General features: G+C 68.7%; 18 protein-coding genes. 11 read left to right on the forward strand and 7 right to left on the reverse strand.

Annotated features, from left to right (window positions below; all coding sequences use genetic code 11):
- Positions 1–47 precede the first annotated feature (47 nt).
- From LI336_RS04570 to LI336_RS04580, 3 genes are all read right to left on the reverse strand, one after another.
- Positions 48–995, reverse strand: coding sequence for a hypothetical protein (locus LI336_RS04570; protein WP_227131462.1), 948 nt, complete (start codon positions 993–995; stop codon positions 48–50).
- A 6-nt stretch (positions 996–1,001) separates the two neighbouring features.
- Complete coding sequence (locus LI336_RS04575) at positions 1,002–2,003, reverse strand: hypothetical protein (protein ID WP_227131463.1); 1,002 nt, start codon at positions 2,001–2,003, stop codon at positions 1,002–1,004.
- 115 nt (positions 2,004–2,118) lie between these two features.
- Complete coding sequence (locus LI336_RS04580; RefSeq protein ID WP_227131464.1) at positions 2,119–3,237, reverse strand: aminotransferase class V-fold PLP-dependent enzyme; 1,119 nt, start codon at positions 3,235–3,237, stop codon at positions 2,119–2,121.
- Positions 3,238–3,367: 130 nt separating this feature from the next.
- Between LI336_RS04580 and mce the strand changes: the two genes are divergently transcribed.
- Positions 3,368–3,754: a methylmalonyl-CoA epimerase gene (gene mce, locus LI336_RS04585; RefSeq protein ID WP_227131465.1), complete on the forward strand. Its 387-nt coding sequence runs from the start codon at positions 3,368–3,370 to the stop codon at positions 3,752–3,754.
- 48 nt (positions 3,755–3,802) lie between these two features.
- Here mce and LI336_RS04590 read toward each other — a convergent pair whose 3' ends face one another.
- From LI336_RS04590 to LI336_RS04605, 4 genes are all read right to left on the reverse strand, one after another.
- Entirely contained in the window at positions 3,803–4,264 is a 462-nt protein-coding gene (locus LI336_RS04590) for a hypothetical protein (RefSeq protein ID WP_227131466.1), read from the reverse strand.
- An 82-nt stretch (positions 4,265–4,346) separates the two neighbouring features.
- Complete coding sequence (locus LI336_RS04595) at positions 4,347–4,937, reverse strand: NUDIX hydrolase (protein ID WP_227131467.1); 591 nt, start codon at positions 4,935–4,937, stop codon at positions 4,347–4,349.
- A gap of 63 nt (positions 4,938–5,000) precedes the next feature.
- Entirely contained in the window at positions 5,001–5,588 is a 588-nt protein-coding gene (locus tag LI336_RS04600; protein ID WP_227131468.1) for an NUDIX hydrolase, read from the reverse strand.
- 69 nt (positions 5,589–5,657) lie between these two features.
- Positions 5,658–6,305, reverse strand: coding sequence for a ferredoxin--NADP reductase (locus LI336_RS04605; protein WP_227131469.1), 648 nt, complete (start codon positions 6,303–6,305; stop codon positions 5,658–5,660).
- A 181-nt stretch (positions 6,306–6,486) separates the two neighbouring features.
- On the opposite strand from LI336_RS04605, the gene LI336_RS04610 reads away from it, so the two are divergent.
- The 10 genes from LI336_RS04610 (at position 6,487) to LI336_RS04655 (ending at position 20,583) form a co-directional block, all read left to right on the forward strand.
- On the forward strand, positions 6,487–8,241 hold the full coding sequence (locus LI336_RS04610; RefSeq protein WP_227131470.1) for a 2-oxoacid:acceptor oxidoreductase subunit alpha: 1,755 nt from the start codon (positions 6,487–6,489) through the stop codon (positions 8,239–8,241).
- Positions 8,238–9,101, forward strand: coding sequence for a 2-oxoacid:ferredoxin oxidoreductase subunit beta (locus tag LI336_RS04615; protein WP_227131471.1), 864 nt, complete (start codon positions 8,238–8,240; stop codon positions 9,099–9,101). Before LI336_RS04610 ends, LI336_RS04615 begins: the two co-directional genes overlap by 4 nt.
- A 484-nt stretch (positions 9,102–9,585) precedes the next feature.
- Positions 9,586–11,070, forward strand: coding sequence for an Asp-tRNA(Asn)/Glu-tRNA(Gln) amidotransferase subunit GatB (gene gatB / locus LI336_RS04620; RefSeq protein WP_227131472.1), 1,485 nt, complete (start codon positions 9,586–9,588; stop codon positions 11,068–11,070).
- Positions 11,071–11,159: 89 nt separating this feature from the next.
- The gene (locus LI336_RS04625; protein WP_227131473.1) at positions 11,160–12,743 is read left to right on the forward strand and encodes a sensor histidine kinase; all 1,584 of its coding nucleotides are present in this window, start codon (positions 11,160–11,162) and stop codon (positions 12,741–12,743) included.
- A 244-nt stretch (positions 12,744–12,987) separates the two neighbouring features.
- Positions 12,988–15,480 carry a DNA topoisomerase I gene (locus tag LI336_RS04630; RefSeq protein WP_227131474.1) on the forward strand — a complete coding sequence of 831 codons (2,493 nt, stop codon included), beginning with the start codon at positions 12,988–12,990 and terminating at the stop codon, positions 15,478–15,480.
- A 66-nt stretch (positions 15,481–15,546) separates the two neighbouring features.
- On the forward strand, positions 15,547–16,248 hold the full coding sequence (locus LI336_RS04635) for a phosphoglycerol geranylgeranyltransferase (RefSeq protein ID WP_227131475.1): 702 nt from the start codon (positions 15,547–15,549) through the stop codon (positions 16,246–16,248).
- A gap of 135 nt (positions 16,249–16,383) precedes the next feature.
- On the forward strand, positions 16,384–17,724 hold the full coding sequence (locus tag LI336_RS04640) for a hemolysin family protein (RefSeq protein ID WP_227131476.1): 1,341 nt from the start codon (positions 16,384–16,386) through the stop codon (positions 17,722–17,724).
- Between the two features lie 99 nt (positions 17,725–17,823).
- On the forward strand, positions 17,824–19,134 hold the full coding sequence (gene aspS / locus LI336_RS04645; RefSeq protein WP_227131477.1) for an aspartate--tRNA(Asn) ligase: 1,311 nt from the start codon (positions 17,824–17,826) through the stop codon (positions 19,132–19,134).
- Positions 19,135–19,520: 386 nt separating this feature from the next.
- On the forward strand, positions 19,521–19,724 hold the full coding sequence (locus tag LI336_RS04650; RefSeq protein ID WP_227131478.1) for a hypothetical protein: 204 nt from the start codon (positions 19,521–19,523) through the stop codon (positions 19,722–19,724).
- A gap of 31 nt (positions 19,725–19,755) precedes the next feature.
- Positions 19,756–20,583 carry a pantoate kinase gene (locus LI336_RS04655; protein ID WP_227131479.1) on the forward strand — a complete coding sequence of 276 codons (828 nt, stop codon included), beginning with the start codon at positions 19,756–19,758 and terminating at the stop codon, positions 20,581–20,583.
- The last annotated feature ends 50 nt before the right edge of the window (positions 20,584–20,633 follow it).

Below are 20,633 nucleotides of genomic sequence, written 5' to 3' on the forward strand. Positions count from 1 at the left end.
CGGCGACCCCTAGGTCGCCGTTTCTGGTGGTCTCGTTTTGTCGTTGTTCAGTGGTCGTTCCGGGTGGTGGTGGCGACGCGTTCGGTGTCGCCGTCGGCGTCGCGGTGGTGGAGGTGGACGTGGTCGGGGAGGTCGTGGTCGAAGTCGACGGTCGCTTGGTAGTCGAGTGCGCCGATGCAGTCCTGGCACGCCTTGTCGGGGTGGGTGGCGTCGACGACGACGGTCGCGGTCCTGCGCTCGTCGCTGTACGTCGCGGTCGCTATCGAGAGCTCGTGGCAGGGGTTGGACGCAATGAAGGTACCGTCGACGCGGACGCGCTCGCCGTCGTACGCGAGGGTCGCGCTCGCGTCGCTGTCGGTCGCGCACCCACGGTCGGTGACGTCGACGTTCGTGGTCGCTACCTCGGGTCGCGCGCAGTAGACGAGCGTGCTCGCGGTGCCGTAGTCGACGACGTCGGTCTTCCCGAGGCCGTAACTGGTGCCGGAGTCGTTGCAGTCGAACCACTCGCGGCCGACGACGACGGTCCCGAACGGTTCGTCGTCGACCGCGAGGGCGAGCGCGTACCGCGTCGGCTCCTGGAGCGAGAGCTCGACGGTGTAGCCGGCGGGGACGGCGACGGGGCCGAGCGTCCGCCCGGTGTCGGTCGCACCGTCGACGACGGTGATGCGGACGTCGCGCTCGCGGTCGACGCGATTCCAGAACGTGACGTCGTGCGGCTGGTTCGCGTCCGGGAACGCGACCGCGTCGCGGTCGCCGACCGCGAACGACTCGACGGGACCGCCGCTGGGGTTCCAGTCCGGGTCGAGTGCGTTCGGTTCGCGCGCGTCGCCCTCGCGGGTCGTCGCGGGTTCGGTCGTGCCGTCGTCGGCCGGTCGGTCGGTCGCGCTCGATGCGGGTTCCGTGCCAGGGTCCGCGCCGAAGCCCTGGAGGCAGCCAGCGGTGCCGGCCGCGCCACCTGCTGCGGCGAGCGCGGCGAGGAGGGTGCGTCTGTTCATGTGAACTCAGACGTCGTCGTTCCAGGCGGCGGTGGCGACGCGGCGCTCCTCGTCCCAGCTCCGGTGGTAGACCTCGACGCGGTCCGGGAAGTCGTGCTCGTACGCGACGGTGGCCTCGTAGTCGATGGCGCCGACGCACTGCACGCAGCCGTCGTCGCTAGCGGTCGCCGCGACGACGACGCGGGCGGTTCGGGTCTTCTCGTCGTAGCCGAGCCCGGCGATGGCGAGGTCGTGACAGGGGTCCGGTGCGGGGACGGTGCCCTCGACGCGGATGACCTGGTCGCCGTAGCCTGCGACCGCCGTCTCGTCCTCGCGGTTCCCACACTCCCCGTCGCCCGCGGTCAGCGACGTCTCGGCGACGCTCGGTGCGGGACAGCCCGCGGCCGTGCTGACGACGCCGTAGTCCTCGAGCTCGGACTCGCGGAGCGCGTACCGCCCTGCGGACTCGTTGCAGTCGAACAGGTCGCGGCCGACGCGTATCTCGCCGAGGCGGCCGTCGTCGGCGCGGACGGTGACGACGTACCGCGTCGGCACCTGGAGGTCGACCTGGAGCAGGCCGTCCGCGGGCACGGTCACGGCGTCGAGTCGTTCGAGTTCCTCGGTGCGGCCGTCGGTCCACTCGACGCGAACGTCGCGCTCGCGGTCGACCGCGTTCCAGAGGACGAGCGAGTGCGGACGGTTGTTCTCGGGGAACGACAGGCCGTCGCGGTCGTTGATCGCGAGCGTCTCGACGGGGTCGCCCGACCGCGGCCAGTCCTCGCGGTCGTCGGTGGTCGCATCGTCGTCCGTCGGCTCGTCGTCCGTCGTCGGTTCGCCGTCGGTGGTCGGCTCGTCATCGTGCGTGGTGGTATCGGTGCCGTCGCGCGTGGTGGTGTCGGTGCCGTTGCGCGTGGTGGTGTCGGTCGTTCCGGCGGTCGTCGTCGGACTACCGATTCCTTGGAGGCAGCCAGCGGTTCCGAGGGCACCGCTGGCCGCGCCGAGGGACGCCAGGAGCGTGCGTCGCTTCATGCACGAGTGGTCGACGGCCACGGGTGACTTTCTTCGGGTAGCTGAAACCGGCGTTTCAGTCGGTCAGTCGGCGTTTCAGTCGGTCGGTCGGCGTTTCAGTCGGTCGCCCGGACGTTCACTCGCTCGCGTCGAGGACGGCGAGGAGTTCGTCGACGTCCTCGCGGGTGTTGTAGACGTGGAGGCTGGCGCGGACGACGCCGGCGGTGGGGATGGAGCGAATCTGGACGTCGGCGTCGGCAGCGCGCTCGACGGTCGCCTCCGGGTCCGGGTCGGAGAAGGAGACGAGCCCGGAGTGGTACTCGCGGGGCGAGACGAGCCGGTCGTCGCCGAGGTGTGCCTTGAGGTAATCCGTGAGTTCGGCGTTGTGGGACTCGACCGTATCCAGCCCGACGGATTCCATCATCTCGATGGCTTCCGCGAGGCCGGCGTACGGTGCGGGGGCGACGGTCCCGAACTCGAAGCGCTTCGCGCCCGCCTCGTACTCGTAGTGGTCGGCGTAGGGGTCGACGAGGTTCCGGTACCCGAGCTGGGCGGGTTCGAGCGTCTCCGCGAACGCCTCGTCGACGTACATGTAGCCGGCGCCCCACGGGCCGAGCAGCCACTTGTGCGCGCTCCCGGCGACGACGTCCGCGCCCCAGTCGTGGACGGAGAAGTCGTGCTGGCCGGTGGACTGGACGGCGTCGACGAGCACCCTGGCGCCGGCGTCCTGCGCGATCTCGGTGAGTTCGCGGACGGGTGCGAGCGTGCCGGTCGTCCAGCAGATCGAGGAGAACGTCGCGAGCGTCGCACCCTGGACGGCGTCGGCCCACTCGTCGGAGTCGATGCGGCCGCGGTCGGTCTCGACGACGCGCACCTCGACGCCGTACTCGTCGCGGAGCCGTCGCCAGGGAAGGATACCGGCGGCGTGCTCGGCGTCGGTGCGGACGACGACGTCGTCCTCGTCCCAGTCCATCGCGAGCGGGAGGCGACTGATGCCGTCGGTCGTGCTCCCGGTGAGTGCGACCTCGACGGGGTCGGCGTCGACGTGCCCGGCGACGGTCTCGCGGACGTCGTCGAACAACTCGAACGCGGGGACGTACATGCCGTCGCCGGCGGGCGTCTCGTACTCGTGGTGCTCGTACCAGGACTCGACGGCGTCGACGACGCGCCGCGAGCTCGGGCCGCTCGCGCCCGTGTTCAGGTACGTCGTCTCCCGGAGCGCTGGCGTGTCCGCGCGGATGTCGGCGGGGTCCATGCCCGCAGTGTTGCACGCTTCGTACAAATCCCTGTGGGTCGGTTCCCGCGCGCAGAGATTCGGCCCGGCCGGTCCCGCCCGGTCTCGTGGACCCCCCGGACTTAATTCCTCGCCGACCGCATGCTCGCACATGCACTTCGACCACGCCGGCATCGCCACGACCGACGCGGACGACCTCGCGAGCCTCTACGTCGACCTCCTCGACGCCGAACGCGTCCACCGCGAGGAGTTCGACGGGATGCTCGTCGTCTTCATCGAGACGGGCGACGGCTACCTCGAACTCCTCGAACCCCTCGGAGACGAGGGCGCGATCGCCAAGTACCTCCAGGACCGCGACGGCGGCATCCACCACGTCGCCTACGCCACCGACGACGTCGAGGCCGCGCTCGCGAACGCTCGCGACCTCGGCGTCGACCTCATCGACGAGGAACCACGACCGGGCGCGTGGGGGCACGACGTCGCGTTCTGCCACCCGAAGTCCACGGGCGGCGTCCTCGTCGAGTTCGTCGAGCACTGAGAGAACCGGTTCGCTGGCGACGACCACCGCCGGCGAGCGTGGGAGCGGTCAGTGCTGGCCGTTCCGCTTCGGGTTCGGCTGGCGCGTGTCGAGCGCGTAGTCGTCCGGGTCGACGGGAACGAGACCCGTGTCCCGGTGGAAGTCGGCGTCCTCGGGGTCGACGAGCACGAAATCGGTGGTCTCCGAGTCGTCGGATTCGACGAGCACGAAGTCCGTCTCGACGTCCTCGATGACGGCCGGATAGTTCCGCGTCGGGTCGCCCGCGGGAACGAGGTCGGTGTCGCGGACGATGACGAACCCCGTCTCCTCGGTCTCGGGGTCTCGGACCACGAACCCGGTCTCCTCGCCGCTGACGACCGCGGGCCGGTCCGCGTCCGACTCGTCGACGGGCACGAGGTCGGTGTCGCGAACGATGACGAACCCCGTCTCCTCCTCCTCGCCGTCCTCGGCGTCGTCCGGTTCGACGAGCACGAAGTCCACGTCCCGCTCGTCGTCTGCTGCGTCTGGCATACGCTAGATTACAGCGCGCCGGAACTTGAATCGTTCCCCGCCAGCGCGAGGAGCGATCGCGAGCACCAGAGACGGCTTCGACTCAGCGGCCAGCGTGTTCGTCGAGCGTCTCGCGAACCCACTCGCGGCAGTGTTCGTGGAGCGCGTCCGGCGGGGTCTCGAACCAGCGGGCTTCGAGGATCTCGTCGTCGACGACGACGAGGGCGGGTTCGGCGGCACCGACGACGCCCTCGAAGTGCACGGTGAGCATCGTGAACGTCCGCTCGGCGTCGTCCTCGTGGCGGACCTCGGTCCGGACCGCCTCGTGAACGCCAGTCAGTTCGGGGTCGACGCCCGTCTCCTCGCGGACCTCTCGGCGCGCGGTCGCTGCGAAGTCCTCGCCGGCCTCGTGGCCGCCACCGGGCGTCCCCCAGCGCTCTGGGGCGTCCGCGTGCCGGACGAGGAGGACGCGCCCGTCGGCGTCGGTGACGAACGCACCAGCGTCGCCGCGCCAGCCGGACAGCGCGCGGTCGACGCCAGCGTCGAAGTACTCCGGCGCGTTCTCGCGGTCCGTCTCGCGCACCGGGAAGTCGCCGAATCGCTCGTGGAGCGCGGCGAGGCGCACCGCGACGTCCGCCGCGGACACGACGCCACCGAGGAGCTCGTCGCCGCCGACGCCCGTCACGCCGACCACCCCCGCTCCACGCGGTCGCGGGCCGTCACGCCGACCACCCCCGCTCCACGCGGTCGCGGACAGTCACGCCGACCACCGCCACGCGAACGGCCGCACGTACGGATGCCGGTTCGCGGGCAGCGCGTCGAACCACGCCGCGCCAGCGACCTCCGTCTCCTGCATGTCGATGCTCCCGCCGTCGTAATCGGCCTCGAACACGACGTACACGAGATGTATCTCGTCGCTCGAGTCGGGGTCGACGACGGTGACTCGGCGGACGAGGAGGACGTCGGTGACCGTGCAGTCGACGCCCGCCTCCTCGCGGACCTCGCGCTCGGCCGCCGCCTCGAACGTCTCGCCGGCCTCGCGACCGCCGCCGGCTGGCCCCCAGGTCTCGCCGTGGCGACCGAGCGCGAGGAGCGCGCGCGGCCCCTCCGTGCTCGCGTCCGCCGGCATCGTGTCCGAGAACCCAGGGTGGTCGGTCTCCTCGCGGACGACGACGCAGTACCCGCCACCGAGGTAGCCGTCCTCGGCGTACCCCCGGAGCGTCTCGAAGTCCTCGTCGGGCGGTTCGCGCGTCGTCGTCACCGCGACGCCGTCGCGGCCGTACTCGGAGAGCAGCCTGTCGACGCGCTCGCGGACCGCATCGCGGTTCACGTACTCGGGCGGCATGGAACAGGTCCTGAAACGAGCCCGGGACTAAGCCGCTTCGATTTCGCGTCGCCCGGCGCCGTCTCCGTGTTACCCGAAGCTCTCGACGTGGATGGCGTCGTCGTCGAGGCCCGCGTCGCGCAGTGCGTCCCGGACCGTCCCACAGAACTCGTTGAACCCGAAGACGAACGCGTCCCCGAGGTCGACGTGCGTGGCGACCGCGTCCGCGAGCGCGCTCTCGCGACCCTCGGCGGTCTCGTCGAGCAGTTCGACCGCCGCACCCGCGTCAGCGAGCGCGTCGAGGCGGTCCTCGTGCGCGAACCCGTCGTCCTCGTAGACGAGCGCGACCTCGTGCCCGTGCTCGACCGCGCGCTCCGCGATGGCGACCGCCGGCCCGACGCCCGGGCCGCCCGCGACCGCGAGGACGTCCCCCTCGTCGTCGTAGCACGTCTCCCCGAGCGGCCCCTTCATCGAGAGTTCGTCGCCAGCCTCGAGGTCCGCGAGCCACGGCGTCACGTCACCGTCGGGGTCGATCTCGACCGTCATCTCGAACGTCCCCTCGGTATTCGGCGACGAGATCGTGTAGTACCGGTCCACCAGCTCGCCGTCGACCGGCGCCTGCACGACCACGAACTGTCCCGGGAGCGCGTCGAAACCCGCCGGCGTCTCCACGTCAATCGCGATCGTATCCTGCCCGACGTCGCGGACGCCCGCGACGACGACCTCGTACTCGTCCATACCCGAACGTTCCATGGTCGGACCAAAGGCCTTCTCACTCGCGCCCGAACGCCCACCGCTCGTCGCCGTCGCCACCACCTCGCAAGACCAGCGACCATCACCGCCCGGCACCGGATTATCCAGCGGGTTGCCGGGTGTTTCAGAAGCCTTTTGCCAACTCCCACGGTAGCCCCACCACAACATGGCTGAGGACTTCAACTGGGCTATCGGAGGCGAAGCCGGCGACGGCATCAACTCCACAGGTAAGATATTCGCCCAGGCGCTCTCGAGAGCAGGGCGCCACGTATTCACCTCGAAGGACTTCGCGTCGCGCATCCGCGGCGGGTACACCGCGTACAAGGTTCGAACGAGCGTCGACGACGTCCAGAGCGTCGTCGACCGCCTCGACCTCCTCGTGGCACTCACGCAGCGGACCATCGACGAGAACCTCGACGAACTCCACGACGATTCCGCGATAATCTACGACGGCGAACGCTCCTGGGAGGCAGACGTCCCCGAGGAGATGTTCGCGATCGACGTTCCCCTGAAGAGCCTCGCCGAGGAGGCCGGGGGCGCCATCATGCGGAACATCGTCGCGCTCGGTGCGGCGTGCGAGCTCGCCGACTTCCCCATCGAGAACCTCGACGAAGCGCTCGAGAAGCGGTTCGGTGGGAAAGGCGAGAAGATCGTCGAGAACAACAAGGAAGCTGCACGGCTCGGCCAGGAGTACGTACAGGAGGAGTACGCGAACGTCTCCACGGACAGCTTCGACTTCTCGCTCGAGACGACCGACGCCGACTACGTCCTCCTGAACGGCGACGAGGCCATCGGGATGGGCGCCATCGCCGCCGGCTGCCGGTTCTACGCCGGGTACCCGATCACGCCCGCGACGGACGTGATGGAGTACCTCAAGGGCCGCATCGAGCACTTCGGCGGGCAGGTCGTGCAGGCCGAGGACGAACTCTCCGCGATCAACATGGCGCTCGGCGCGGCGCGCGCCGGCGCACGGTCGATGACTGCGACGTCCGGTCCCGGTATCGACCTGATGACGGAGACGTTCGGGCTCGTCGCAACCTCCGAGACGCCGCTCGTCATCGCGGACGTGATGCGTAGCGGGCCGTCGACGGGGATGCCGACGAAGCAGGAACAGGGCGACCTCAACATGGCGCTGTACGGCGGCCACGGCGAGATCCCGCGGTTCGTCGTCGCGCCGACGACGATCGACGAGTGCTTCTGGAAGACCGTCGAGGCGTTCAACCTCGCGGAGAAGTACCAGGTGCCCGTCTACCTGCTCGCGGACCTCGCGCTCGCGGTCACCGAGCAGACGTTCTCCCCGGAGGCGTTCGACATGGACGCGGTCGAGGTCGACCGCGGCCGCGTCGTCGACGAGGACGACATCGATGAGTGGCTCGACGAGGAAGGCCGCTTCCAGCCGCACGCCGCCACCGAGGACGGCATCAGTCCACGCGCGTTCCCCGGCACCGAGAAGGGCGCGCACATGAGCACGGGCCTGGAGCACAACGCGCTCGGGCGACGGACCGAAGAGAAGAGCGTGCGCCTGGAGCAGGTCGAGAAGCGCCAGCGGAAGGTCGAGACCGCACAGGAGCGCGAGGACTGGGACGTCCGCGAGTACGGCGACGCGGACGCGGACAACCTCGTCATCTCGTGGGGGTCCAACGAGGGCGCGCTCGTCGAAGCGCTCGACCTCATGGACGACGACCTGGACGTGCGCGTCCTCTCGGTCCCGTACATCTTCCCGCGACCGGACCTCACGGAGGACGTGCAGAACGCCGACGAGACGATCGTCGTCGAATGTAACGCGACCGGACAGTTCGCGGACCTCATCGAGCACGACGTCCTGGAGCGCGTCCAGCGCGTGAACAAGTACGACGGCGTGCGGTACAAGGCCGACGAGCTGGCTGCGGACATCACGGAGCGACTGGAGGGTCAAGCATGAGTAGCGACGTCAGATTCACTGATTTCAAGTCCGACAAGCAACCGACGTGGTGTCCCGGATGCGGTGACTTCGGGACGATGAACGGCATGATGAAAGCGCTCGCGGAGACCGGGAACTCGCCGGACGACACGTTCGTCGTCGCCGGCATCGGGTGCTCGGGGAAGATCGGGACGTACATGCACGCGTACGCGCTGCACGGCGTCCACGGTCGCGCACTCCCCGTCGGGACGGGCGTGAAGCTCGCGAACCCCGACCTCGAAGTGATGGTCGCCGGCGGCGACGGCGACGGGTACTCCATCGGTGCAGGCCACTTCGTGCACGCCGTCCGCCGGAACGTCGACATGACGTACGTCGTCATGGACAACCGCATCTACGGCCTCACGAAGGGCCAGGCGTCGCCGACGAGCCGCGAGGACTTCGAGACGAGCACGACGCCGGGCGGCCCCCAGCAGCCACCCGTGAACCCGCTCGCACTCGCGTTCGCGTCCGGTGCGACGTTCATCGCACAATCGTTCTCCAGTGACGCACTCCGCCACCAGGAGATCGTCCAGAAGGCCATCGAGCACGACGGCTTCGGGTTCGTGAACGTCTTCAGTCCGTGCGTCACGTTCAACGACGTCGACACCTACGACTACTTCCGCGACTCCCTCGTCGACCTCCAGGACGAAGGCCACGACCCCACCGACCGCGAAGCTGCCAAAGAGAAGATCCTCGAAGCGGACAAGGAGTACATGGGCGTCATCTGGCAGGACGAAGACGCATCCTCCTACGAAGACACCCACAACGTCGACACCAACATGAGCGAGATTCCCGACGGCGCCCCCGAAGACGGCATGGACCTCGTCCGCGAGTTCTACTAACGCACCACCTTTTTCCTGCGTCGGGTCGCCTTCGGCGACCTTCCTTGGAAAAACGTGGGCGAAAAACCTCCCGAGCGCTCACTGCGTTCGTGCTCGGTGAGTGCGCTGGACGACGCCGCGACCGCACCGCCACAGCGACCGCACCGCCACAGCGACCGCACCGCCACAGCGACCGCACCGCCACAGCGACCGCAACCGCGACAGCGACCGCACCGCCACAGGACCGCCACCGCAACCGCACCAGCTACCGCACCGCGCCCTGCCCTTCCCCTGCTCGCAGCGCGCGTGCGCGCGATGCTGCGCGCGCTGCTCGCGGCCGGATGGTGGATGGAATCGAGCGTGAGAGCACTGGCTGGGGCCAGTGGCGTGCGGCCGCGCTGGGAGTGGGTGTGCGTCGGACGACGAGGGCGTGAACGACGCTCGGTTCGCGCTGTGGCGAGGGTGTTCGTTAGCCTTTAACCACCGCGAACCGAATCAGCGCGCAATGAGTGCCCAGAGCGCGAAGAACGCGGACCTGACGACGGTCATCGGGCTGGAGGTCCACGTCCAGTTGGAGACGGACACGAAGATCTTCTGTGGCTGTCCGACGGAGCCGACCGACGAGCCGAACACCCAGACGTGCCCCGTCTGCCTGGGGCTCCCGGGTGCGCTTCCGGTGCTGAACGAGGCGGCGGTGGAGGCGGCGGTCAAGGTCGGGAAGGCTATCGACGCGGACATCCCCGAGGAGACGCGGTTCCACCGGAAGAACTACTTCTACCCCGACCTGCCGAAGAACTTCCAGATCACGCAGTACGACGAACCGGTGTGTGCGGACGGCGAACTCGAGATCAGCGTCGGCGGGGAGCGTCGCACGGTCGGCATCCGGCGCGCGCACTTAGAGGAGGACCCGGGGAGTCTCCAGCACGTCGGTGGGAACATCGACAACGCCGATTACACGCTCGTGAACTACAATCGCGCGGGCACGCCACTGATGGAGATCGTGACGAAGCCGGACTTCCGCGAGCCCGAGGAGACGCGCGCGTTCCTCGAGAAGCTCGAGGAGGTCCTCGAGTACCTCGGCGTGTTCGACGCGAGCCGCGACGGCAGCCTGCGTATCGACGCGAACCTCTCGCTCGTCCCGAGCGACGAGGTGGACGACGACGGCTCCATCGGCACGGACGTGCTCGATTCGGCGAACCGCACCGAAGTGAAGAACATCTCGAGTCACAAGGGCGCCGAGACCGCCCTCCAGTACGAGGAAGGCCGCCAGAAGGACCTGATGCGGCGCGGGAAGGCCGTCGAGCAGGAGACCCGGCACTTCAACGAGACCCACGGGTCGACGGTGTCGATGCGGTCGAAGGAGGAGGAGAAGGACTACCGGTACTTCGAGGAGGCGGACCTGCCGCCGCTCCAGGTGAGCCACTGGAAGGACGAGATATCGATCCCGGAGCTGCCGGACGCGCGCCGCGAGCGCTTCCAGGACGAGTACGGGTTGAGCGACGAGGCGGCGTCGAAGCTGACGTCGACGAAGCAGGTCGCGGACTTCTACGAGGACGTCGCGTCCGAGTACGACGCGGACCTGGCGGCGACGTGGGTCGCCGACGAACTCCTGGGCGAACTGAACTACCGCGACATGGCGGTGACGGACGTCGAAGGGCGTCTCGACGAGGTGAAGCGCCTCGTCGAGCTGGTTGCGGCGGACGACATCACGGCGAAGAACGCGAAGGAGGTCGTGCTCCGCGGGATGCTCGACGACGGCGACGCCCCCGACGACATCGTCGAGCGCGAGGACCTCGGGAAGACGGACGCTGACGCGGTCGCGGCGGCGGTCGCGGAAGCCATCGAGGAGAACCCCGACGCGGTCGCGGACTACGAGGACGGCGACGACGGCGCGATCAACTTCCTCGTCGGGCAGGTGATGGGGAAGACCGGTGGGAGCGCGGACCCGGGGACGGTCAACCAGAAGCTCCGTGCGGCGCTCGACGAGTAACGACCCGACCTGGTCCCCCCCGTTCGTCCAACGTCAGTGTCGAGATGTTGCCAACAATGCTTTCTCGCTCGCTCTCGTCGTAGGTACTGATGAACGGTGGGTCCGGGGCCGATGGTGACGTAGGCATGGTCGACGAACCCGTCGCGGTGCTCGTCGTCGGTGGGGACGACGAGTTCGCGGCGCGCCTCCAGTCACGCCTCGATTCCGTGACGGCCGCGTCGGTCGCGGTGGCGAGCGACCGGACGGCGGCGCTCGCCGCGCTCGAGGACGTCGATTGCGTGGTTCGGGCCGGGCCCGTGAACGACGCGGACGCCGACGAGTTCCTGGCGGCGGTCCGCGTCCGCGACGAGTTACTGCCGTGTCTCGCGTACGGGCCGGTCGAGGAGACGGGCGCGCTCCTGGAGGCGCTCGCGACCGGGTACACCGACGTCGTTCCGGCGAGCGACGGCGGCGCGATAGACGTGCTCTGTGACCGCATCGTGCGTGCGGTGACGGTGACGCGAACGCGGTCGCGCGCGAACGAGCAGGCGACGGCGTTACGCGCGGAACGCGACCGGTTCGCGGCGCTGTTCGAGAACATCCCCGAGCCGACCGTGTTCTACGAACTCGACGACGACGACCCGGTCGCGTTGGACGTGAATCCGGCGTTCGAGGACGTGTTCGGGTACGACGCGGAGACCGTGCGCGGGGACGTCGTCGACGAGTACATCGTGCCCGAGGACCGTCGCGAGGAGGCGGCGGGATTGAACGACCGGATCGCGGACGGCGAGCACCTCGACACCGAGGTTCGTCGGTCGACGACGGAGGGCGACCGCGAGTTCCTGCTCCGCGACGTCCCGCTCGTCGAAGGCGACCTGATGCGTGGCTACGCGATATACACGGACATCACGCTCCAGCGCGACCGCGAAGCGCGACTACGCGAGGCAACCGACCGCCTGGAGGCACAGAACGAGCGTCTGGAAGCGTTCACGGGCGTCGTCAGTCACGACCTCCGACATCCGCTCTCGGTCGCGATGACGTACACGGAACTCCTCGGGGAGCGATACGACGACGAGGACCTGGACGCCGTCGAGAACGCCCTGGAGCGGATGGACGACCTCATCCAGGACCTGCTCGCACTCGCCCAGCAAGGTGCGGCCGCACAGGACCGGGAACTCCTCGACCTGGAGACGGTCGCGCGCGAGGCGTGGGCGGGCGTCGACACCGGCAGCGCCACGCTCTCGGTCACGACCGGCGGCGCAGCCGTCCGGGCGGACGAGAGCCGACTCCGGCAACTGTTCGAGAACCTGTTCGCGAACAGCGTGAAGCACGGCTCGGCGAGCAGTCGACCGGAGTCCGCGGACGACGTCGCCCACGGCGACGTTGCGACGGCCGACGGCACCGGAGGAGTGGGGAGTGCCGACGGTGGCGCCGACGACGGCGAGCTGCACGTGCGCGTCGGGAGTCTCACCGACGACGACAGAGGGTTCTTCGTCGCCGACGACGGCGTCGGCATCCCGGCGAGCGAGCGAGACGCGGTGTTCGAGCAGGGGTACTCCGGCGACGACGGCACCGGGTTCGGGCTCGCCATCGTGAAGGCCGTCACGGACGCCCACGGCTGGTCGGTGACGGTCGCCGAGAGCGCGGACGGCGGCACCCGGTTCGCGTTCACCGGCGTGGACCTCGTCGCCTGACGTGCAAGCCGGGTCACTCGCGACCCGAGCGCTCGGCTCGCGCGCGACCTGCGACGCCGTCGCACACACCTGTCGTGCGCACTCGCTCGCGTGAGCACGCGACGGCGCGGGCGCGGTCGAGCACGCTCGCACGCCCCCGCCTTGGGTCGTCGCAGTCCTGCGATTTCGTCGCCCCGAAACGTTGAAACGGGCCTCCACCGTATCCACGCTCAATGACAGCGACCCGGACCTCTGGGGGTGAGGCATGGAGCTAATCGTCACGGAGAAGGACAACGCCGCGAGACGCATCGCGGACATCCTCAGTGGCGAGAGCGCGACCGCCACGCGAGAGAACGACGTGAACGTCTACGAGTGGGGCGGCAAGCGCTGCGTCGGCCTGAGCGGGCACGTCGTCGGCGTGGACTTCCCCCCCGAGTACAGCGACTGGCGGGACGTCGAACCGCACGAGCTCATCGACGCGAGCGTCGAGAAGACGCCGACGAAGCAGAACATCGTCGCGACGCTGCGCTTGCTCGCACGGCGCGCGGACGTCGTCACCATCGCGACCGACTACGACCGCGAGGGCGAACTCATCGGGAAGGAGGCGTACGAGATCGTGCGCGACGTCAACGACGACGTCCCCATCAAGCGCGTCCGGTTCTCGTCGATCACCGAGCGCGAGGTCACCGAGGCGTTCGCCGAACCCGACGACATCGACTTCGACCTCGCCGCCGCCGGCGAAGCCCGCCAGATAATCGACCTCGTGTGGGGCGCGGCACTCACGCGATTCCTCTCGCTGTCCGCGCGCCAGCTCGGTGAGGACTTCATCAGCGTCGGGCGCGTGCAATCGCCGACGCTCCGCCTCATCGTCGACCGGGAACGCGAGATCGAGGCGTTCGACCCCGAGGACTACTGGGAGCTGTTCGCGCAGCTCGCGACCGACGACGAGTCCTTCGAAGCGCAGTACTACTACCTGGACGAGGACGGGAACGAGGCCGAGCGCGTCCTCGACGAGGACGAGGCGGACGCGGTCCTCGAGGCCCTGCAGTCGGCGGCGTCGGCGACCGTCACGGACGTCGACCGTCGGACGCGCATCGACGAGCCGCCCGCGCCGTTCAACACCACGCAGTTCATCCGCGCCGCCGGGAGCCTCGGGTACTCCGCGAAGCGCGCGATGAGTATCGCCGAGGACCTCTACACCGCGGGGTACGTCACGTACCCGCGGACGGACAACACGGTGTACCCGGAGGACCTCGACCCCGAGGAGCTCCTCGACGAGTTCGTCAATCACAGCGAACTCGGTGACAGCGCCGAGTCGCTCCTCGAAGCCGAGGAACTGACCGCGACCGAGGGCGACGAGGAGACGACCGACCACCCGCCGATCCATCCGACCGGCGAGATACCCGTGCGTGGGAGCGACGTGGACGACGACGAGTGGGAGGTGTACGAACTCGTCGTCCGTCGGTTCTACGCGACGGTCGCCGAGCCCGCGGAGTGGGAGCACCTCAAGGTCGTCGCCGACGCCGCCGGCCACAACCTGAAGGCGAACGGGAAGCGCCTCGTCGAAGCCGGTTATCACGACGTCTATCCGTACTACTCGACGAGCGAGAACTACGTGCCGGACGTGAGCGTCGACGACGAACTCGCGCTCACCGACCCCCGCTTGGAGGCCAAGCAGACCCAGCCGCCGCGGCGGTACGGCCAGAGCCGGCTCATCGAGACGATGGAGGACATGGGTATCGGGACGAAGGCGACGCGTCACGAGACGATCGAGAAGCTCTACGACCGCGGGTACGTGGAGAACGACCCGCCGGTGCCGACCGCGCTCGCGAAGGCCGTGGTCGAAGCGGCCGAGGAGTACGCCGACCGCGTCGTCAGCGAGGCGATGACGGCGCAACTCGAGCAGGACATGGACGCGATCGCCGCCGGCGAGGCGACGCTCGAGGACGTCACCGACGAATCCCGGGAGATGCTCGAATCGGTGTTCGAGAACCTCCGCGCGAAACAGGAGGAGATCGGGACGCACCTCCAGGAGTCCCTGAAGGCGGATAAGACCCTCGGCGAGTGCCCTGAGAGCGGGCACGCGCTCCTGCTCCGGCGGTCGCGTCGCGGCAGCTACTTCGTCGGCTGCGACGGGTACCCCGACTGCGAGTACACGCTCCCGCTCCCGAGCCAGGGGAAACCGCTCCTGATGGACCGCGAGTGCGAGGAGCACGGGCTCCGCGAGGTGAAGATGCTCGCGGGCCGCCAGACGTTCGTTCACGGCTGTCCGCTGTGTGCGAGCGAAGCCGCCGGCGAAGGCCCCGTCATCGGGCCGTGTCCCGACTGCGGCGAGGAGCACGGCGGCGAACTGGCGGTGAAGACGCTCGAAGCCGGGTCGCGGCTCGTCGGCTGCACGCGCTACCCGGACTGCGAGTACTCGCTCCCGCTCCCGCGCCGCGGCGACATCGAGATCACCGACGAGCGCTGCGACGAACACGACCTCCCGCACATCGAGATCCACGACGGCGAGGACGACGACGACCCCTGGGAGCTCGGGTGCCCCATCTGCAACTACCGCGAGTACCAGGAACGCGAGTCGGAGTCCGGAACCGGCCTCGAAGCCGTCGACGGCATCGGCGCGAAGACCGCCGAGAAACTCGCCGCCGCCGGCATCGAAAGCCTCGACGCGCTCGCGGACGCCGACCCCGACCAGATCGCTGGCAGCGTCGACGGCGTCAGCCCCGACCAGGTCCGGAACTGGCAAGCGAACGCCTGATTCCCCGGCCAGCCGGGGTTTCGTCGTTCCGAAGGTGCTTTACGCTCTCGCGGGACTTCTGGGGGTATGAGCGAGCCGTGGGCGGACTGGGACCACGTCCTGAAACTGGACCCGGACAAGGAGTTGTACGAGGACGACACGTTCGCCGACGTGGCGGCGTGTGGGACTGACGCGCTCGAGATCGGTGGGACGCTCGGGATGACCGAGGAGAAGATGGTGTCGTACATCGAGGCGGCCGCGGAGTACGACGTCCCGATCTACCAGGAGCCGTCGAACCCGAGCGTTGTGGTGGATACGCCAGCGCTCGACGGCTACCTCGTGCCGGTGGTGTTCAACGCGGGCGACGTGTTCTGGGTGACGGGCGCGCACAAGGAGTGGGTGCGTATCGAGAACGGGATGGATTGGGACCGGACGACGACGGAGGCGTACATCGTGATGAATCCCGAGGCGAGCGTCGCGGAGTACACGGACGCGGACTGCGACCTCGCCGCGGACGACGTGGCGGCGTACGCGGAGGTCGCCGAGCAGATGTTCGGGCAGGACGTCGTCTACGTCGAGTACTCGGGGACGCTCGGCGACCCGGAGAAGGTTCGAGCGGCCCAGGACGCGCTCGAGGAGTCCACGCTCTTCTACGGCGGCGGTATCCACGACTACGAGTCCTCGAACACGATGGGCGAGCACGCGGACGTCGTCGTCGTGGGCGACCTCGTCCACGACCACGGCGTCGACGCGGTCACGGAGACCGTCAACGGCGCGAAAGACGCCTAGGGGAAGGTACTCGCCGCGAACTGACAGCACCATCCCTTAATACGGTGGCGGCGTACCCCGGCGCATGACGCGCTCTCCGCTGGAACCCGTTCAGGTCCTGCATCGAGGTACGACTACGCTCGGTCGGGTGAGTCGATGGTAGAACTCCTGTTCTCGCTCGGCCGCCTCGCAGCCGCGTTGTTCCTCGTGGTCCTCAACGGGTTCTTCGTGGCGTCGGAGTTCGCGTTCGTCCGGGTCCGGTCGACGTCCGTCGACCAGATGGTCGAGGAGGGACGCGCCGGGGCGGGCGTCCTCCAGGACGCCCTCGAGCACCTCGACGACTACCTCGCGGCGACCCAGCTGGGTATCACGGTCGCGTCCCTGAGCCTTGGCTGGATCGGGGAGCCCGCGGTCGCCGCGCTCCTGGAGCCCCTACTGGGGTCGGTGCTTCCGGCGGGGACGACCCACCTCATCGCGGTCGTCATCGGGTTCAGCGTCGTGACCTTCCTCCACGTCGTCTTCGGCGAACTCGCGCCGAAGACGCTCGCCATCGCGGACGCGGAACGCATCGCCATCCTCTGCGCGCCGCCGATGAAGGTCTTCTACTACGTGTTCCTCCCGGGACTGTACGTCTTCAACGGCACGGCGAACTGGTTCACGAGCCTGATCGGGGTGCCGCCCGCGTCGGAGACCGAGGAGACGCTCTCCGAGGAGGAGATCCGGATGGTGCTCGCGCGGTCGGGCGACGAGGGTCACGTGGACGCTGGCGAGGTCGAGATGATCGAGCGCGTGTTCGACCTCGACGACATCACTGCTCGGTCCGTGATGGTGCCACGCCCGGACCTGGTCTCCGTCCCGGCGGACGAACCGCTGTCGGCGGTGCGGCCGCTCGTCGTCGAACACGGACACACCCGGTACCCGGTCGTCGACCCGGAGACCGGCGACGAACCCGTCGGGTACGTCGACGTGAAGGACGTGCTGCGTGCCGGTGACGGGGACGCGAACGGGTCGGTGACGGTGGGTGACGTCGCTCGCGAGATGCCCGTCGTCCCGGAGACGATGGGCGTCGACGACCTGCTCGGCGAGTTCCAGTCCCAGCAGCGGCAGATGGCCGCGGTCGTCGACGAGTACGGGTCGCTCGCGGGTATCGCGACCGTCGAGGACGCCGTCGAGGTCGTCGTCGGCGAGATACGGGACGACTTCGACGAGGCGACGGCCGAACGCGAGATCCGTCGTCGCGACGACGGCGCGTACGTCGCAGGTGGGTCGGTGCCGATTCCAGAGGTGAACGACGTCCTCGATTCCGACTTCGAGGTGGGCGCGTACGGAACGATCGGCGGACTGGTCTTCGACCGACTCGGACATCCGCCCGCGGCCGGTGACAGCGTCCGGGCTGGCGGGTTCGACATCGAGGTGACGGCGGTCGACGGTGCACGCATCGAGTCGGTCGTCGTCACGGCCGCTGCCGACGACGCGAACTCGACGAGCGACGAGTGAGCGGCGAACGGTCGCCCGTACCTCTCGGGCGTCGCATGTGAGCATAGCGCGTACCGACGAAAGACTGTCTTTATTTGCCACCCTCGGGAACGAGTAGGTATGAGTTTCGAGAACCGGACGTACACGGCCGAGGTCACACCCGGCGAGTCGGCGACGATTGCGGGCTGGGTGCACGAGGTCCGTGACCTCGGTGGCATCGCGTTCCTGATCGTTCGCGACAAGACGGGGAAGCTCCAGGTGAAGATCGAGAAGGACGAGATGGACGAGGAGCTCGTCGAGAGCTCGCTCGACGTCGCTCGCGAGAGCGTCGTCTCGTTCACTGGTGACGTCAAGGAGGAGCCGCGCGCGCCGACGGACGTGGAGCTCGTCCCCGAGGAGTTCGAGCTCGTCGCGCCCGCGGACACCGAACTGCCCCTCGACCCGAGCGGGAAGGTCGACGCGGAGCTCCCGACGCGCCTGGACAACCGGACGCTCGACCTCCGGAAGCCCGAGGTGAAGGCGATCTTCGAGATCCGCGCTGAAGTCCTGCGTGCCGCTCGCGAGTACTTCCGCTCGGAGGGCTGTACGGAGATCAACACGCCGAAGATCGTCGCGACGGGGACCGAGGGCGGCACGGAGCTGTTCCCGATCTCGTACTTCGGCGAGGAGGCGTTCATGAACCAGAGCCCGCAGCTGTTCAAGCAGCTGATGGCGGGGAGTGGCCTGGAGCGCGTGTTCGAGATCGGCCCGATCTTCCGTGCGGAGGAGCACAACACGCCGCGGCACCTGAACGAGGCGACCTCCATCGACTTCGAGGGGACGTTCTGCGACCACGAGGACGCGATGGACGTCGTCGAGGGGATCGTCGTCGCCGCGTACGAGGCCGTCAGCGAGAACTGCGAGGAACAGCTGGAGGCGCTGGACATGGCGGACGCGTTCGAGGTGCCCGAGGGCGGGTTCCCGCGGCTGACGTACGAGGAGGCGCTCGACCGTATCAACGCGACGGGCGAGCTCGACGAGCGCCTGGTGTACGGTGACGACCTGTCGACGGAAGCGGAGCGCGCGCTCGGCGAGGAGATCGGCAGTCACTACTTCATCATGGATTGGCCGAGCGAGATCAAGCCGTTCTACATCAAGGATTACGACGACGATGCGGAGACGTCGACCGGGTTCGACCTGATGCATCCGTCGATGGAGCTCGTCTCCGGTGGGCAGCGCGAGCACCGCTACGACCCGCTCGTGGAAGGGTTCGAGCAGCAGGGCCTGGACCCCGACGAGTTCGAGTACTACACGAAGATGTTCAAGTACGGCATGCCGCCTCACGCCGGCTGGGGCCTGGGCGCCGAGCGCCTCGTCATGACGATGCTCGGCCTCGGGAACATTCGAGAGGCTGTTCTGTTCCCGCGAGACCGTCAGCGTCTGTCGCCGTAGGCGACGACGCTGACAGGCGAGCGGGAGCAGGGAACGGAACGGAGTGGAGTGATCGTGTTCCCGCGTGATCGCCAGCATCTGAGTCCGTAGGCGACGACGCTGACAGGCGAGCGGGAGCAGGGAACGGAACGGAGTGGAGTGATCGTGTTCCCGCGTGATCGCCAGCGTCTGAGTCCGTAGGCGAAGACCTAGCGGGCCAGCGAGACCGACGGTCTCGCGGTGACCGTCAGCGTCTGTCGACGTAGGCGACGACGCTGGTGGGGTGTTTTTTCGGTCGTGTTGTGTGACTTGTCAGTGGTGGGTATCTCTTCGTCGAGAACTTCGTTCCGTGCGCACCAGAGTTTATTTCATTAGTGTTTTTGTGTAATTGGTTCGTGTGGGGTGGTGTGGAACTCGTTACGGTGTCGTTCGTGCTGGCGGTGGTCGTCATCGTGGCGTGGTCGGGGGTCGCGGCGTGGGTAGCTCGCGAGGCGTCCGCGTCGGGACCGGGGTCGGCTGCGAAGTGGGGGGTGACGGTGTTGTGTACGGGACCGGCGGGCTTGGTCGCGTATCTGGCGCTCGGGAGCCCGAAGACGGGCGCGAGACGATAGGTCCTTGAACCGCGGGCGAGGTGTCGGAGGTATGGTCGAGGAAGCGACGGCGTTCGTCCCGGGGCACGTCACGGGGTTCTTCAGTTCGCATCCGGACGACGACCCGACGAAGGCCGGGTCGCGTGGTGCGGGGGTGACGCTCGCGGAGGGCGTCGACGTGACGGTACGGCCGGCGTCGGAGACGACCGTCTACCTGAACGACAGCACGATAGACGTCGAGCCGGTCGGGCGCGTGCTCGACGCGCTCCAGGTGGCGGGGACGGTGTCGGCGGAGACGGACCTCCCGCTCGGGGCGGGCTTCGGTGTGTCGGGTGCGATGGCGCTCGGTACTGCGTTGGCGGCGAACCGCGCGTTCGACCGGCGGCTCTCGGAGAACGAGCTCGTGACCATCGCGCACGGCGCGGAGGTCCAGTCGGGGACTGGGCTCGGTGACGTGGTCGCGCAGGCCAAAGGCGGCGTCCCCATCCGCCTGGAGCCGGGCGGCCCACAGCACAACCTCCTGGACGCGATCCCGGCGCCGGCGCGCGTCGAGTACGTCTCCTTCGGGGAGGTGTCGACGGAGGAGGTGCTCGCGGGGAACACCGACCAGTTGAGTCAGGCCGGGAAGACGGCGTTGTCCCGCGTCGTCGGCGAGCCGACGCTGCGGTCGTTCGTGTACGCGTCGCGGGCGTTCGCTCGCGAAGCGGGGTTGCTCACGGACCGCGTGCGGGAGGCGATACTGGACGTGAACGACGTCGACGGCGAGGCGTCGATGGCGATGCTCGGCGACACGGTGTTCGCGTTCGGCACGGGGTTGTCGGACGCGGGCTACGACCCGGTGGTGACGCGCTCGCATCCGGCGGGCGCGACAGTGCGCTGACCGACGCTGGAATCGCTGCGGGTTCGATGCGGGGACGACTCGGAACGTGT

Origin of the sequence: Halorubellus salinus (genome assembly GCF_020567525.1) — an archaeon.
GTDB classification, from domain to species: domain Archaea; phylum Halobacteriota; class Halobacteria; order Halobacteriales; family Natrialbaceae; genus Halorubellus; species Halorubellus salinus.